This window comes from Agrobacterium sp. NPDC090273, assembly GCF_044772305.1.
Lineage (GTDB): Bacteria > Pseudomonadota > Alphaproteobacteria > Rhizobiales > Rhizobiaceae > Agrobacterium.
On sequence record NZ_JBIVYN010000002.1, the window covers coordinates 140539 to 159347 of the forward strand.

The 18809-nt window shown below is 58.3% G+C and carries 1 protein-coding gene; it reads left to right on the forward strand.

The window, feature by feature from the left end:
• Window positions 1-20 precede the first annotated feature (20 nt).
• The coding region (locus ACIQT8_RS07035; RefSeq protein ID WP_400964545.1) for an Ig-like domain-containing protein at window positions 21-18809 on the forward strand (18789 nt) is incomplete at its 3' end.

Below are 18809 nucleotides of genomic sequence, written 5' to 3' on the forward strand. Positions count from 1 at the left end.
TGGAAGCGGGAGACATGTGAATGAACGAGCATTTTCCTCGTCGGCATCAGTCGTCCACGGCAGGTAAGAAAAAAAAGACTGAGTCGAAAAAAGGCAAACAGGACAGACTGAGTTCGATGCTGATGGAGCTCGAGCAGCGCATCGCATTCGATGCCGCTGGCGCTGCAACCGTCGACCAAACTCAGGACGAACATGCGTCACAGGTCGGCGAGAATGGCGACCATCATCAAACGGACGATACCGGTGATGGGGACCAACACGCTCTCGCCGCAGCATTGACGGCCGCAACGGATTCGACCCCTGACGACGTTCCATCTGATGAGATATCGTCAAAGCAGGTGGTGATTGTCGACAGTTCCGTCCCGGACTACGAAACGCTGCTCCAGGGAATTGAGGGCGACTTTGAGGTCGTGGTCCTGGAACAGGGTCGCGATGGTGTCGAGCAACTGGCCGAAGCGCTTTCCAACATGAAGGATGTGGAGACAGTCCACATCATCTCGCATGGGGATGAAGGCCGGCTTTATCTTGGCTCTGCCGAACTGACGATTGAATCAATGGCCGGCGACTATGCCGACGAGCTGCAAAGCCTCAAATCCTATCTGAGCGATGACGCCGATATCCTGATCTATGGCTGCGACTTCGCTCGTGGTGAGCTCGGTCAGAATGCGGCCCGCATGATGGGATACATGACCGGCGCCGATATTGCGGCTTCGACCGACGCCACGGGCAGCGCCGATCTCGGCGGCGATTGGGATCTTGAATATCGCACCGGCGAGATCACTGCCAGCGTTCTGCCCACCATGGATGCCCAGCGAGAATATGCCGAATTGCTGAACGTTCAGGCCAGCGTCGGCAACGGTGCCCTTCTCGTTGTCTCAGGCCGAACGCTTTACAGCGTCGATGTCGTCACCGGTAAGGCAACCGCCATCACGACGGCCCCCGCCACCATCGGTGGGGTCGGCTTGAGCGATACGCTGAACTCGCTCGCCGTCGACCAGGCAAACGGGCTTATCTATTACACCGACAGCAATGCCGCGAATGCCAACCGCGCGCTGTTTGCGTATGACTTCATCAACAACACCCACATTCTGATCGACAGTGACCTGACCAATAACGGCACGGGTTTAAGTGTCACGGTGGGTGATAGAGGTGTCGGCAGCGGTGCCGCGACCTTTTACAACGGCTCACTTTATCTCGGCATTGAAAACATCAACGCCAGCGGCGATGACCAGATATGGCGCATCACCTTCAGCGGAAACGGCCGCACCATCGCCTCAGCCTCCACGTTTGGAGCAGCAGTCACCGGTACGAATGACTGGGGCGATTTCGCAATCGATACGACGAACAACTATCTGCTCAGCCTCAATGGCGCCGCCTCCACCATCACGCGCTACAACCTCTCGACCGGTGCAATCGTCAGCTCATTCACCAACCCCACCGGCACGACGCTGGTGCAGGGTGGTGGCGACATCAATGGAAACACCTACCTCGTAGGTTCGTCGATCCAGCAGATCAACGTTACGACCGGCGCTGCGATCGGCTCGGCGATCGCGATCACCACCAACGGCACGACGGCAATCGGTACCGTTTCCGATGGTGCCCGCTGGGTACCTCCGACAGGGTCTATTGGCGACCAGATTTACGACGACAACAACACCAATGGAACCTTCGACAGCGGTGACGTCGGGATCGCCAATGTCACGGTGCAACTGATCGATGACGTGAACGGCAACGGTGTCGCCGATACGGGTGAGCGTGTTCTTGCGACAGACACGACCGGCGCTGACGGAAAATACCTGTTCACCGGTGTCTTGCCAGGCCAGTATGTTGTTCGCGTCACCGATACGAATGGCGTTCTTGGCGGTGCAACCGCAACAACGGCGACTACACAGTCCGCGACATTGACACTGATCGGCGCAAGCAGTCTTGCCGCGGATTTCGGCTACAACGCCATCGCGCCCGTAGTCGACCTGAACTCCGGCACGACCCCGACACAGATCATCACCAATGGCGGAACACCTGGTTCGACAGGCTGGACGGTTGGCGGTAGTGGCGGAGCAATTGCCAATGACGGTTTCGCATGGACGGTCAATGGCGGTAGCGGCACCCTGACGCAGGCAAACGTAACCGGCTGGAACGATGGGCTTGCGCCTTCCGGTGCAGCGCAACTGACGTTCGATTTGGGCTGGAGCAACAACCTTCTGCTTGGTGTCTCCAATGACAACAACACACCGGCGACGCTCGACATCACCATAGGCGGCGTTCTCTACGCACGTATCACTACCGGCACGTTGAACGGAACGCCGAACACGGCGACCATCACCTACTTCAATGGCGCAAGTGGCTCTCCAACCACGGTAGCCGCGTCAACGGCAGGCACCACGGCATGGACCCGCACTGCCGTTACGCTCAATCTGCCTTCCACCGTGGCTGCAACCGGCGATCTTGTCTTCACCTACTCGGCGGCGGGCGGCTTGCTGGCGCCCAGTACGGACGACATATTCATCGACAATGTCAGCGCACTCAGGAATGTCGATAGCGTTGCCGGCGTCAACTACACAACGACCTATACCGAAAATGGCGCCGGGGTTTCGATAGCTTCGACAACAGCGGGTAGCCTCGCCGACGTCCGCGACCGTGACAGCACGAATATGCGCTCCGCAACTATCGTGCTGACCAATGCACAGGCCGGAGACGTCCTTAATCTTGGCACCCTCCCGACCGGAATTACCGGAACGGTCGACACCTCTGTTTCTGGCCAGATCACCGTTACGCTCAGTGGATCTGCGACAAAGGCAAACTACGCAGCCGCAATCCGCGCCATCACCTTCTCGAACAGTGGCGACAGTCCCGGTACGACGCCGCGTGTCATCAATGTCACCGTCAACGATGGCGGCCTCACATCCGCGGTTGCAACCTCGACAATCAACGTCGTGGCCGTCAATGACGCACCAGTCAATACGCTGCCCGCGAGCGGCTGGGCGACCAACGAAGACACCAGTGTCGCCCTTTCGGGCCTGTCGATTGCGGATATCGATGCTGGCAGCGGCACCATGACCGTCACGCTGAATGTCGCAACTGGCGCGATCACAGCGACATCCGGCGGCAGCGTGACTATTGCAGGTTCCGGCACGAGCACGATTACCCTGACCGGCACGATCGCCAATATCAATGCCTACCTCGCTTCGGCTGCCGCCCCGATCTACGTCCCGGTCGCTGACGCCAACGGCGCTGTCGTCCTGACGATGACCACCAGCGACAATGGCAACACGGGAACGGGTGGCGCGCTCACCGATATCGATACTCGCAACATCACCATCAATCCGGTCAACGATGCGCCGGTGCTCGATCTCGACGGCTCATCTGCCGGTTCCGGTTATTCCGTCGGTTACACGGAAAATGGCATTGGCGTCGCGATCGCAGCCAGCAACAATTCCGTCGTTGATGTCGACAACGCCAATATTGCGTCCGCCACGATCGTAATCACCAATGGCCAGGCGGGCGACGTTCTTGCCGCAACAGGCACACTGCCAGCCGGTATCACCGCAAGCTACAATTCGACCACCTACACGCTCACCTTGACCGGCTCAGCCACCAAGGCCGCATACCAGACTGCACTGGCGCAGATCCTTTATTCCTCGACATCCGACAATCCGACAATTGGCAACACCGTTACGGGTCGCACGATCAGCGTAACCGTCAACGATGGCGCGCTTGCCTCCAACACTGCCGTAACGACGGTTGCGGTTACAGCGGTCAACGACGCGCCTGTAAACACGCTCCCGGCATCGGGCTGGGCGACCAACGAAGATACAAGCGTCTCCCTGACAGGCCTTTCGGTCGCCGATCTCGATGCCGCCGGCGGCACCATGACGGTGACGCTCGGCGTCTCCTCAGGCACGATCACCGCGACATTCGGCGGCAGCGTCACGGTCACAGGATCGGGAACGGCAACCCTGACGCTGACGGGCACGCTCGCCAACATCAACGCCTACCTCGCGTCAGCTTCCGCACCAATCTATGTACCGGTTGCAGACGCAAACGGGTCGGTCACCTTGACTATGACCACCAGTGACGGAGGCAATACCGGCACCGGTGGCACCTTGACTGATGTCGACACCCGCACAATCAGCATCGCGGCCGTCAATGATCCGCCAATTCTCGATCTCGACACCGGAAGCACCGGCACAGGGTATTCGACCAGCTATACGGAAAACGGAACTGGTGTGGCAATTACCGGGACTGCCGCGCTCATTGCCGATGTCGATAATGCCAATATGAGTTCGCTGACGGTCGTGATCTCTAACGGCCAGGCGGGCGACGTCTTGGCCTTGAGCACCACCGTTCCCGGCATCTCCGCCAGCTACAATGCCGCTACATTTACCCTCACGCTGACCGGATCGGCAACGAAGGCCGACTATCAGACCGCACTGCAGGCGATCAGATACTCCTCGACGTCGGAAAACCCTTCGACAATCGCCCGCACGATCAATGTCGTTACCAATGACGGGGCCGCGAATTCCAACACGGCAGTTGCAACCGTCAATGTGATTGCGGTCAATGATGCACCTGTCAACACTGTGCCCGGCCCTGTGACCGTACAGGAAGACGTGCTGACGGCAATTACCGGCCTTTCCGTCACCGATGTAGACACGACGAACGTAACGGTCACTCTGACTGTTGCAAACGGCACCCTATCGCCGTCAACGATAGCGGGTACGATAACAGGTTCGGGTACAGGCACCGTAACAATCTCCGGCACGCAGGCGCAGGTAAACAGCGTACTTGCCTCCGTGCGCTACCAGGGCAACCCCGACTATAACGGTTCTGACACCCTGACGATGGTGACCTCGGACGGATCGCTCTCCGATACGGACACAGTTGCGATCACCATAACGCCCGTCGCCGATATCGTCCCGGACACGGTTACCACGAATGAAGATACGGCACTCAGCTTCAATGTCATCACGGGTACCAATGGCGCTTCCGCTGACAATTTCGAAAACGCCAACCGTACGCTGACCTCCGTTACCCAACCGCCGTCCGGACAAGGCGTTGTCACCTTCAATGCCGACGGCACGATCACCTACACCCCAACCGCCAATTTCAACGGCCAGACAAGTTTCACGTACACCGTTACCTCTGGCGGCGTCACTGAAACCGCAACTGTCACCGTCAACGTTACCGCCGTCAACGACGCGCCGGTTAACACCCTTCCGGCTTTTGGCTGGGCAACCAATGAAGACACAAACGTCGCGTTGACAGGCTTGTCGATTGCCGACGTCGATGCCGGAACCGGTACGATGACGGTTCAACTGTCCGTCACCGCAGGTACACTGACGGCAACGTCCGGTGGAGGCGTCACGATTTCCGGTTCGGGCAGCACGATCACCCTCACCGGCACGCTTGCCAACATCAACGCCTACCTCGCATCCGCTTCAGCCCCGGTTTATGTTCCGGTCGCCAATGCCAATGGCAGTGTGACGCTGACCATGACCACCAGCGATGGCGGCAACACGGGCTCCGGCGGGACATTGACCGATGTCGATACCCGACCGATCACCATCAATGCCGTGAACGATGCACCGGTCAACACGTTGCCGGCCGGTTACTCAACGACCGAAGATACATCGGTTGGTTTGACCGGAATGCAGATCAGTGATGCCGATGCGGCAACCGGTACGATGACGGTAACCCTGGGGGTCAACTCCGGGACCCTGACCGCGAGCGCCGCAAACGGCGTGACGGTATCGGGTTCAGGAACAGGTACGATCACGCTCACCGGCACCCTTGCCAATATCAACACGTTCCTTGCCGGGGCCTCTCGCCCAACATTCACGCCAGTCGCGGATTTCAACGGCAACGTGACGCTGACCATGACCACGAGTGACGGCGGCAATACGGGTTCGGGAGGCACGTTGACCGATGTCGATACGGCAACGATCACAGTGACCCCTGTCAACGACGCCCCGATCCTCGATCTCGACGCGTCTGGTGCAGGCACAGGTTTCACAACAAGCTATACCGAGAATGGCACCGGTGTCGCGATCGTCGATACGGACGTCCTGATCACCGACGTCGACAATGCCAACATGTCTTCGGCGACGATCGTCATCACCAACCCGGTTGCGGGTGACACGCTGTCGGTCGCGGGTACACTGCCGACCGGCATCAGTTTCAGTTACGACACAGGCACCTACACGCTCACTCTGTCCGGTTCCGCCACCAAGGCCGATTATCAGACGGCGCTGCAGCAGATCCGCTACACATCAACGTCAGACGATCCAGGTTCAACCGCCCGTACGATCAGCATTTCGGTCAACGATGGCTCGGCGGCGTCGAACACGGCAGTGACAACTGTCTCAGTGACCCCCGTCAACGATGCTCCCGTCAATACGCTTCCCGCCAGCTACACGACCGCAGAGGATGCAACGCTCACCTTGAGCGGCCTTTCCGTCGCCGATCCAGATGCCGGCACTGCGACAATGACTGTCTCGCTCAGCGTTAACTCCGGTAGCATCGCGGCCACCAGCGCTGGCGGCATCATCATTTCGGGGTCCGGTACGGGCACGATCACGCTGAGCGGCACGCTCGCCAACATCAATGCCTATCTTGCAGCGAGTGCGACACAACCGGTTTATACGCCGGTCGCCGACTTCAATGGCGCCGTGACGCTCACCATGACGAGCAGCGACGGTTCGCTGACTGACACCGATAGCCGCACGATCACCGTCAACGCGGTCACCGACATTGCCAGCGACACGGCCACCACCAATGAGGACACGGCGACAACGATAGACATCAACGCCAACGACAGCTTCGAAAATTCCGCCCATCAGATTACCGCCATCAATGGCAGTTCAATCGTGGCCAATGGCGTGGTAGCCGTGGCAAATGGCACGGTGCGCCTCAATGCAAACGGCACACTCACGTTCACGCCGTCGGCCGACTACAATGGCCAAACCACGTTCACCTACACTGTCACCTCAGGCGGCGTCACTGAAACGGCAACCGTCACGGTGAATGTCACCCCGGTCAACGATGCACCGGTCAATACCGTGCCGGGTGCACAAACAACCGCAGAAGATTCACAGCTTTCTATTGGTGGCGTCAGCGTCACCGACATCGATGGCGGCACGTTGACGACCACCGTAAGCGTCACGAATGGGTCGCTTTCGGTGACCACAGGCGGCGGTGCAACGATCAGCAATAATGGCACGGCTACAGTAACGATCGCTGGCACTGCAGCGCAGATCAACGCAGCACTCGCCGGGCTCTCCTATACGCCGACTGCCGATTACAATGGCTCGGCCCAACTGACGCTCGTCACGTCCGATGGATCGCTTTCCGATACAGATGGCATTGCAATCACGGTCACGGCGGTTGCCGACATCGCCAATGACACCGTGACAACCAATGAAGACGCTGCCGTTACAATCAATGTCAACGCCAACGATACATTCGAAAATTCGGCACACACCATCACCGCGATCAACGGCACCGCAGTCGCCGTCAATGGAACAGTCACGGTGGCGAATGGCACCGCGCGTCTGAATGCCGACGGAACAATCACCTTTACACCCGCAGCAAACTACAACGGGCAAACGAATTTCACCTACACGGTAACATCAGGCGGCGTGACTGAAACCGCGACCGTCACGGTCAATGTGACAGCAGTCAACGACGCGCCCGTGAACACCGTTCCGGGCACACAAACGATTTCTGAAGACGGGACTATCACCTTCTCCGCGGCCGCAGGTAATGCGATTACGGTGGCGGATATCGACAATGAAACACTGACGGTAACCGTTACGGTGACCAATGGCGCATTCTCATTGTCCAGTATCACCGGCCTCACGTTTACGGCAGGTGACGGCACATCCGATGCCACGATGACATTCTCCGGAACGACAGCTGCGATCAACGCAGCATTGGCCGGAGCGACCTATGTGCCGACCCGCGACTACAATGGCCCGGCCCAGATCACGCTTTCCACCTCCGACGGAGCCCTCACCGACACAGACACAATCGGTGTGACGATCACTGCGGTTACCGACATTGCCAACGATTCCGTCTCGACCGATGAGGATGTCGCAGTCACCATCCCGGTTCTCGCCAACGATACTTTTGACAATCCGGGCCGCGCGATCACTGCGATCAACGGCACCGCGATTGCCGTTGGCGGCACGGTCGCCGTCAATAACGGCACCGTGCAGTTGACCGCCGGTGGACAACTCGTTTTCACCCCGACGCTCGATTACAACGGTGTGACAACCTTCACCTATACGGTCACGTCAGGCGGCGTCACTGAAACGGCGACAGTCACCGTCGCGGTTGCATCCATCAATACACCACCAGTCAACACCCTGCCGACCAGCTATACGACGCTCGAGGACACAGGCCTTGGCCTGACTGGACTGTCGATTGCAGATGCGGATGCTGGTACCGGCACAGTCTCGGTCACACTTTCCGTCGATAGCGGCGTTCTAACGGCATCGACCTCCGGCGGCGTGACCGTAAGCAACAGCGGCTCCGGCCAGATTGTTCTCTCCGGGACGATCTCCGCCATCAATGCCTACCTGTCGGGAACTTCGCGTCCCACCTTTACACCGGCCGCGAACTCCGTCGCCAATGTTACCCTAACTATGACGACCAATGACAATGGCAACACTGGCGGGCCTGCGCTGACGGATGTCGACACCGCAACGATATCGATCACCCCTGTTAACGACGCACCGGCGGGTGCTGACAAGACGATCACTCTTACGGAAGACGGCAGCTACACATTTACGGCTGCAGATTTCGGCTTCACCGATCCAAACGATTCTCCCGCCAATACCCTTTCGGCAATCATCATCAACACGCTACCGACCAACGGCACCCTCTCGATCAGCGGTGTTCCTGTTACGGCCGGTCAGGTTATCAGTGCGGCCAATATTGGCAGCCTCACCTTTACGCCTTCAACCAACGCAAATGGGACCGCACTCGCCTCCTTCACATTCCAGGTCCGTGACAATGGCGGCACGGCAACCGGAGGCGTTGATACTGACCTCAGCCCGAACACAATTACCTTCAACGTAACTGCGGTCAACGACGCGCCCATCAACACTCTACCGGGTAGCTTTGTCACCAACGAGGATACCGCGCTGGCCCTGACGGGCCTCGCAATTTCGGACGTCGACGTCGGAAACGGCAATATGACCGTTACGCTTACGGTCGGATCAGGCACGCTTTCGGCAACAAATGGCGGCAGCGTTACAGTTACCGGTTCCGGCACAGGCACCATCACGCTCACCGGTACGGTCGCCAATATCAATGCGTTTCTTGCAGGAGCAGCAAGTCCGATCTACACGCCGCTTGCCAACGCAAACGGCTCTGTGACCTTGACCATGGTCACCAACGACAACGGCAATACCGGCAGCGGCGGCGCTCTTTTGGACACCGATACGGCGACGATTTCGATCACGCCGGTCAACGACGCGCCGGTTGGCTCCAATGCAGCAATCACCATCAACGAAGATACCGTCTTCTCCGGCACCTTGCCTGTCGCAACCGATGTAGACGGCGACACACTCACCTATTCGGCTGGCTCACTGGGACCGTCCCACGGCGTCGTTACCATCAATGCCAATGGCACATACACCTATACGCCTACAGCCAATTTCAATGGCACGGATACATTCAGATACCGCGTGAACGACGGAACGGCGACGGTCGAATACACGGTTACGGTCACCGTTAACGCGGTCAACGACGCACCGATCGCCGTAAACGACAGCGCCCAGACCACCGCCAACAGCAATGTCTCCACGAACGTCATCACCAATGACAGCGACGTCGACGGCGATACGCTGACTGTCTCACAGGTCAATGGCGTCGCCGGCAATGTCGGCTTGGCCGTCGCGGGCTCAAACGGCGGTGCATTCACAATTGGCGCCAATGGCGCTGCCATCTTTAATCCGGGCAATGCGTTCGCCGATCTCGCTGCAGGTCAGACACGCACGACGTCCGTGACCTATCAGGTTGCTGATGGTAACGGTGGCACGGCAACAGCTACCTTCACGATCACCGTAACAGGTGTCAACGATGCCCCGATTTCGACCCCGATCGCCAACCAGAGTTCAAGCGACGCGCAAAACGTCTCGCTCAATGTAGCTGGCAACTTCAGCGACCCGGACGCGGGCGACAGCCTGACCTTCACCGCAACCGGTCTCCCCCCTGGTCTGTCGATCAGTGCAGCCGGTATCATCACAGGCACAATCGACCGCAGCGCCAGTGTCTCTGGTCCCTATTCTGTTACAGTGACGGCCACAGATCTCGCAGGCGCGCAGGCAAGTCGCAGTTTCACCTGGGCGGTCGCCAATCCGGCTCCGGTCGCGGGTAACGACGATTTCTCGACAACGGAAAACGCCGCGATCAACGGTTCTGTGCTTACCAATGACAGCGATCCGGACGGTGACCCGATTTCCGTCTTCGCCGTCGGCGGCAGCAGTGCCGGGGTCGGCTCTGCAGTGGCCGGTTCGAACGGTGGCACGTTCACCATCAATGCCGATGGAACCTATGCCTTTAATCCCGGTACAAGTTTCGACAATCTGGCGGCAGGTCAAACGCGCACGACGGCAGTAACCTACACGATATCCGACGGCCAGGGTGGAACATCCACGGCTACGGTGACCGTCACCGTCACCGGCCAGAACGATGCGCCGATCGCGGTGAATGACAGCTTCACCACGAATGAGGACACGGCCGTCACCTTTAACGTGCTCGCCAATGACACGGATGTCGATGGCGGCACGCTCACCGTTACAGCAATAAACGGCACCGAAATCTCGATTGGCAATCCGGTTACCGTAACGGGTGGACTTGTCTCGCTGAATGCGAACGGCTCGCTGACCTTTACACCGAACGCAAACTATAACGGCACCCTGAATTTCACCTATACCGTCGCCGACGGCCATGGTGGAGCAACAACCGCTACCGTCAACGGTACGGTCAACGCAGTTCAGGACCCACCCGTCGCCATCGACGACACCTTCACCACACCAGAAGACACTGCGATTACGTTTGACGTTCGAGGCAACGACTTCGATGTTGATGGTGACACGCTGACAGTGACCCAGATCAATGGTCTGGCGATTTCGTCTGGTGGCTCGGTCGCGGTCACAGGCGGCACGGTGACACTTAACGCCGACGGCACGCTCACCTTTGCACCCGATGCCAATTACAATGGCAACCCGAGCTTCACCTACACGATCTCAGACGGTAAAGGCGGCACTGCAACGGCGACCGTCACCGGCACCGTCACGCCGGAGCAGGACGCCCCGATCGCGACTGGAGACACCTTCATTACTGCGGAGGACGCGGCAACAACGATTTCCGTTCTCGCCAATGACAGCGATCCGGATGGTGACACGCTGACCATCACCCAGATCGACGGAACCGCGATTGTCACCGGCGCGACGGTTTCCGTTACAGGCGGCACAGTCACTCTGAACGCCAACGGTACTCTCACGTTCAGCCCGGCCGCCAACTATAACGGCAGCACAAGCTTTACCTACACGATCTCTGATGGCAGCGGCGGCAGCGCAACGGCAACCGTCAATGGAACTGTGACGGCAGTCAACGATGCCCCCGTAGCCGTAAACGACAGCTTCACCACTCTTGAAGACACGCCGATCACGCTGGATGTTCGGGGAAATGACAGTGACATCGATGGCGATACGCTGACCATCACCCAGATCAACGGAACCGGGATCGTCACAGGAGCAACGGTTTCCGTCACCGGCGGCACCGTGACACTGAATGCCAACGGGACACTGACCTTCACTCCAGCGGCCAATTACAATGGCAGCCCAAGCTTTACCTACACCGTCTCTGACGGTAACGGCGGCACGGCGACCGCCACGGTGAACGGCACGGTAAGCCCTGTCAACGACGTTCCGGTCGCCGTCAACGATACGTTCACGACACCTGAAGATACCGCGATCACCTTCGATGTCCGCAGTAACGATACCGACGCTGATGGTGACGCACTGACGGTGACGGCCATCAATGGAACCACGATCACGCCAGGCCAATCAACCACCATCACCGGAGGAGCCGTAAGGCTTGATGCCGATGGTCGCCTGAGCTTCACGCCGAACGCCAACTATAATGGTCCAATCAGCTTTACCTACACCCTGTCAGACGGAACGGCCTCGGCAAACGCAACTGTGACCGGTACGGTGACACCAGTCAACGACGCTCCAACGTCGTCCGACATCAGCATTTCCACGCCCGAAGATACGCCATTTACCGGCACACTCGTTGCAACCGATGTCGATGGCGACACAATTACATTCTCCGCAGGGATGACGACACCCGCCAACGGCACCGTTGTCATCAATGCGGACGGCACCTACATCTACACGCCAAACTCCGATTTTGATGGCACAGACAGCTTCAGCTTCGTTGTTACTGATCCAGGTGGTGCCCGCAATGAGTATACTGTCACCGTCACTATCAGCGACGTCAATGATAACCCAGTCGGCTCAACAATACCTGACCGTTCCGCCAATGACGGCGCCGTCGTCAATTTTGACGTCTCGAGCTTCTTCTCCGATGCCGATGGCGATACACTGACCTACACGCAGACAGGCCTTCCGAACGGCCTCAGCCTCAGTGCCGCAGGCGTCATCACCGGCACCATCGATCGAAATGCCAGCCAGGGTGGAACCAACGGCGTCTACACGGTGACGATCACAGTATCGGATGGCAATGGTGGTACGGCCCAGCAGACATTCGCGTTGACCGTGTCGAATCCGGCGCCCGTCGCCGTCAACGATACCGTAACGACCGCGGAAGATACCGCAGTCACGATCAATGTGCTTGCCAATGACAGTGACCCAGACGGCGATCCGCTCTCCGTTGTCTCGGCAACGGCCGCCCATGGAACGGTGACTATTCTCGCGGACGGCGAGATATCCTATCTGCCGGCCACAGACTACAATGGCACCGACACGATCACTTACACGATCTCCGACGGGAATGGCGGCACCGCAACGGCAACCGTCACCGTGACAATCACCCCCGTCAACGATGATCCCGCCGGTAGTCCGATTGCCGATCGCACCCGCAACGACGGCGATACCGACAGCCTTGATCTCTCTGCCTTTTTCTCTGATCCGGAAGGCGGCGCCCTCACCTATACAATCGATGCGGACTTCCCCCTTCCGCCTGGTCTGGTGCTTTCCGGGTCGACAATCAGCGGCCAGATCGCCCCGGATGCCTCAGGTCCCACGGGCGAGAAAAACTATCGTATTCGCGTCATCGCAACCGACCCGAACGGTGGAACGACCTTTGTCGATTTCAACTACACCGTCCTCAATGTTCCACCGATCGCCAACGATGATGCCGTCACAACAGACGAAGACACGCCTGTCGATATCGACATTCTCGCCAATGACAGCGATCCCGATGGCGATGCCGCCGAGGTCATTCGCGTCAACAACGTCGTTCTGCAGCCGAATGGAGCCCCGGTCGTAACCACCAACGGATCGGTCCGATTGATCGAAAACCCGGACGGAACCCAGTTCCTGCGCTTCACGCCGAATGCGGACTATAACGGACAGGAAAGCTTCAGCTATTCCATCTCCGACGGGAACGGAGGCGTTTCAACGGCGACGGTGACGGTCACCGTATTGCCGGTCAACGATGACCCCGTGCCGACCCAGCCGATCCCAGACCGGGTTCGCGCCGACGGCCAGTCTTTCACCTATGATGTGGCGGACTTCTTTACAGATCCCGATGGCGACAATCTGACCTTCACCATCACGGGCCTTCCCGCTGGACTGCAATATGATGCCGCCACCGGGCTTATCTTTGGCAATATCGACAAGAGCGCCAGCCAGGGCGGTCCGAATGGTGATGGCGTCTATGTGATTTCGATTGTTGCAAGCGATGGTACCTCGTCCACCCCGTCGCAGGCTTTCGAACTGACCGTCACCAATCCCGCGCCAACGGCAAACAACGACATCATTACCATTGCCGAGGACACTCCGACTGTCATCACTCCACTCGCCAACGACACAGACCCCGACGGCGACCCGTTGACGATCGTATCCGCCAGCGCAGGCAACGGGAGTGTAACCATCAATGCCAATGGCACTCTGACCTATGTGCCCGCCCTCAATTTCAATGGCGTCGACACGATTTCCTACACCATCACTGACAACAATGGAGGGGTTTCCACAGCAACGGTGCGCGTGACCATTACACCCGTCAACGACAATCCGACCTCCAACCCTATCCCCGACCAATATGATAGCGACAGCCAAGCTGTCGATTATAATGTCAGCCCGTATTTCAGCGATGTCGACGGAGACACGCTGACATTCACCGCAACCGGCCTTCCGCCAGGCCTCTCCATCGACGCAGCCGGCCGGATCACCGGCACATTGGCCGCAGACGCATCCAATACAGATCCATATACGGTTGAAATCACGGCCTCCGATGGCAACGGCGGAAAGACGACACGGATTGTCACATGGATTGTTACCAACCTTCCACCGAAGGCCTTCCACGACACACTAACCGTCGATGAAAACACGGCGGGTGGCGGCAATGTGCTTACCAATGACCAGGACCCGGATGGAGATCCACTCACCGTCGATCAGGTGGAGGGATCAGCAGCCAATGTCGGCGTGGTGGTTGCCGGCTCGAATGGCGGCACCTTCACCATCAATGCCAATGGCACCTACACGTTTGATCCTGGCGCAGACTTTGACGACATGTCCGCAGGTGATACGCCCCGCACGACAACCATAACCTATCGTGTCACCGACGGTACGAATGTCGACACCGCGACGATTACTGTCACCGTCACCGGCGTCAACGATGACCCGACAGCAGACGAGATCCCAAATTACACCCGCGCGGACGGCCAATCGCTCACTGACCATCCGTTGCATCTTGACGCATTTTTCCAAGACATCGATGCCAATGACACGCTGACTTTCAGCCAGACCGGATTGCCACAAGGCATTGAAATGGCGGCAGATGGAACGATTACGGGCATCATCGCCAACAACGCCAGCCAGGGCGGTCCAAACAACGATGGCGTCTATGTTGTGACAGTGACGGCCAACGATGGCCGCGGCGGCACGGTAGCGGAAACCTTCACGTTCACCGTGACCAATCCAGCACCGATTGCCGTAAATGACACGGTTGAGACCGGCGAGGATCAGCCAGTTACCTTCAACCCGATCACCGGTGAGGGCACAACCAGCGGCGACAATGGCATCGATATCGACCCCGATGGCGACAATCTTTTCCTTGACCCCGATTTTCCGCCTGCCGCAGGAAACGGCACGGTAACCGTCAATGCGGACGGCACCATCACTTACACGCCGAACGACAACTACAACGGCACCGACACCATTGTTTATCGCGTAACCGACGGCCAAGGCGGCTTCAGCACCGGTATCATCACCGTTTCCGTCGATGCAGTGAACGATCCACCAATTTCGTCCCCGATCGCGGATATTTCGCGCAATGACGGGGAGACGATCAGTTTCGACATTTCGGGTAATTTTGTCGATCCCGAGGGAGAAACGCTGACATATACGGCAACTGGACTGCCGCCTGGACTTACGCTGGACCCGCTCACGGGCATTATATCCGGCGTCATCGACGCCGACGCATCCGGCCCCACGGGTCTTCGCGATTTTGCAGTCAGGATCACGGCCACCGACCCCGATGGTGGGAGTACCTTCCAGGACTTCATCTATACGATCAAGAATGTGGCCCCGAATGCCGAGAATGACCAGGTTACCACGGATGAGGACACACCTGTCGACATAGACATCCTTGCCAATGATGAGGACCCCGATGGCGACACAGATACGGTCATTCTCGTTGAAGGCGTGAATCTTACGGTTGGCGGTCCTGCGGTCATGACCAGCAATGGCTCCGTGCAACTTGTTCTCAACGGGAACGGACGCGAAGTTCTGCGCTTTACGCCAAATCCCAACTTCAACGGCACGGAATCCTTCACCTATACGATCGGTGACAGGAATGGCGGTAGCGACACGGCGACGGTGACGGTAACAGTCAACCCGGTCAACGATGCACCCGTGGCGTCACCTATCCCAGACCTCGCACAGGTGGATAGCTCCGCCTTCAGTCTTGATGTCCGCCCCTATTTCAGTGATGTCGATGGTCAGACGCTGACCATTACAGTCGAAGGGCTTCCGCCAGAACTGACTTTCGATCCGGCGACCGGCATCATTTCCGGTACCCTCGATCCAGATGCGTCGAAAGACAGCCCCTACACAATCATTGTCAGGGCGAGTGACGGCATTGCCTCGGCCTCCACCAGCTTTACTCTTACTGTCACCAACCCTGCACCCAATGCGGCAAACGACGTCGTCGACCTGACGGAAGACACGCCCGTCAGCTTCAATCCGCTAACCGGAGCAGGCACTGTCAGCGGTAACGCTGGCGCCGACACAGACCCGGATGGCGACCCGCTGTCAATCACCCAGATCGACGGCCAGCCTATTGGCGTTGGTGAAACAATAGCCGTCGCGGGCGGCAGTGTGACGCTGAACGATGCCCTGGGCAATCTTACCTTCACGCCGACCGCGGATTTCAACGGCACAGTCGCCTTTACCTACCGCATCAGTGACGGCAACGGCGGATTTTCCGACGCGTCGGTGACGCTCAATATCAATGTCGTCAACGATGTGCCTGTGATCGATCTGAACGGCACCACCAGCGGAACCGACAATTCCGTAACCTTCACCGAAGGTGACGGACCAGTCAGACTTGTTACGCCGGATGCCTTTGTTTCCGACGTAGAGGGGAGCATCGTCTCACTCGATATAAGCCTTGCCGGCTTTATCAATTCCGGTAGTGAAATTATTCATCTGAACGGCACTGCCGACATCATTTTCGGCACCGCATCGAGTGGCACCATTGCATTCGGAGGTACGACATTCGTCTACCAATACGATGGCGCCACATCAGTGCATTTCGAGAACGCCGCAGGTGCCGCCGTTCCCATGCCAAACGAAGCAGCGAGTGCCTTGTTGCGCGCCCTGCAATATGAAAACCGCAACGACAATCTGACCGCAGGTGATCGCACACTCACCATTTCCGTGACCGATATTGGAAACGCCACAAATGCGGCCGTCGTCACGGTCAGCGTTGGAGCGGTCAACAACCCTCCAATCGCCGTTGATGACACAGCCACCACGGGCGAAAACACACCGATTATCAACAGCCCAACCGTCCTTGGGAACGACACGGATGCTGAAGGCGCAACGCTAACCGTTATTGCGGTGGGTTCAGGCAACCCCGGCGACGCCATTGCCGGCTCGGATGGCGGCACCTTCGTCATCAACGCGGATGGCACCTACTCTTTCAACCCCGGCACCGAGTTTGACGACCTTCAGGTTGGTGAAACGCGTACCACAAGCGTTACTTACACGATTTCCGATGGCGAAAATGGAACTGCGACAGCGACACTAACGATCACCGTAACAGGCGAAAACGACGCTCCGGTGGGTGGCAGTTTCACCCTGAACGCCACAGAGGATCAAACATCGACAGGCTTCCTGCCTGTGACCGATGTCGATGGCGACGCACTGACCTACGCCGTACTCGCTCAGCCCACAAACGGCACGGTGACAATTGGCGCAGATGGCAGCTATAGCTATGTTCCGTCCGCAAATTTCTCGGGCCCGGACTCATTCACCTACACCGTGAATGATGGTCGCACGACCGCCACCTTCACTGTGACCGTCAATGTTGCCAATGTCGAAGATCCCCCGACGGGAGAAATCCCCAATCAGGCGTTCGACGATGCCGACGATGTAACCCTCGACATCTCGCAGTTCTTCACGGACCCGGACAACGATACGCTGACCTTCAGCCAGACTGGTTTGCCCGCCGGGCTGGTAATGAGTGCTGACGGCATTATTTCCGGCACGCTCGAAAATGATGCCTCACAAGTGAATGGCGGCACCTATCAGATCACCGTTACCATCAATGACGGTCAGCCGGGCGGCTCTATCACACGTAGCTTCACTATTAGCGTGTCCAACCCAGCCCCGCTTGCTCAGAACGACGCAATCGCAACCGCAGAAAACACACCTGCGACCGGCTCTGTCTTTGTTGATAATGGCTCGGGCGCGGATAGTGATCCGGACAGCGATGTCATCACTGTTGCTGCCGTAAACGGCAGCGCGACCGGCGTCGGAACAAGCGTAACGGGAACCGCTGGTGGCAGCTTCGTCATTGCCGAAGATGGAAGCTATACGTTCAATCCAGGGACCGACTTTGACAATCTTGCCGCCGGAGAAACCCGCGCGACCAGCATCACGTATACGATCACGGACGGTCAGGGCGGCACATCGACGGCAACCTTCACCGTCACGGTCACGGGCACCAATGACGCCCCGGTTGGCAGCGATGACACGATCAATGTGACCGAAGATACGCCCTATAGCGGTATCTTGCCCGCCGCCACCGATGCGGAAGGCGAGCCGCTGACCTATGCGGCTGCAAGCCAGCCGTCCAATGGCCGTGTCGTCGTCAACACCGATGGCACCTACACCTTCACGCCCGATCCCGACTTCGAAGGCGACGACAGTTTCACCTACACGGTGAGCGACGGAACAGCCACGGTGGAATATACCGTTACCGTCAATGTCGGCGCAGTCAACGATGCGCCGGCTCTTGGCAATGACAGCTTCACCCTCAACGAGGACGGCAATACGGTTCTCGATGTGCTCGCCAATGACAGTGATGCCGATGGCGACCCACTG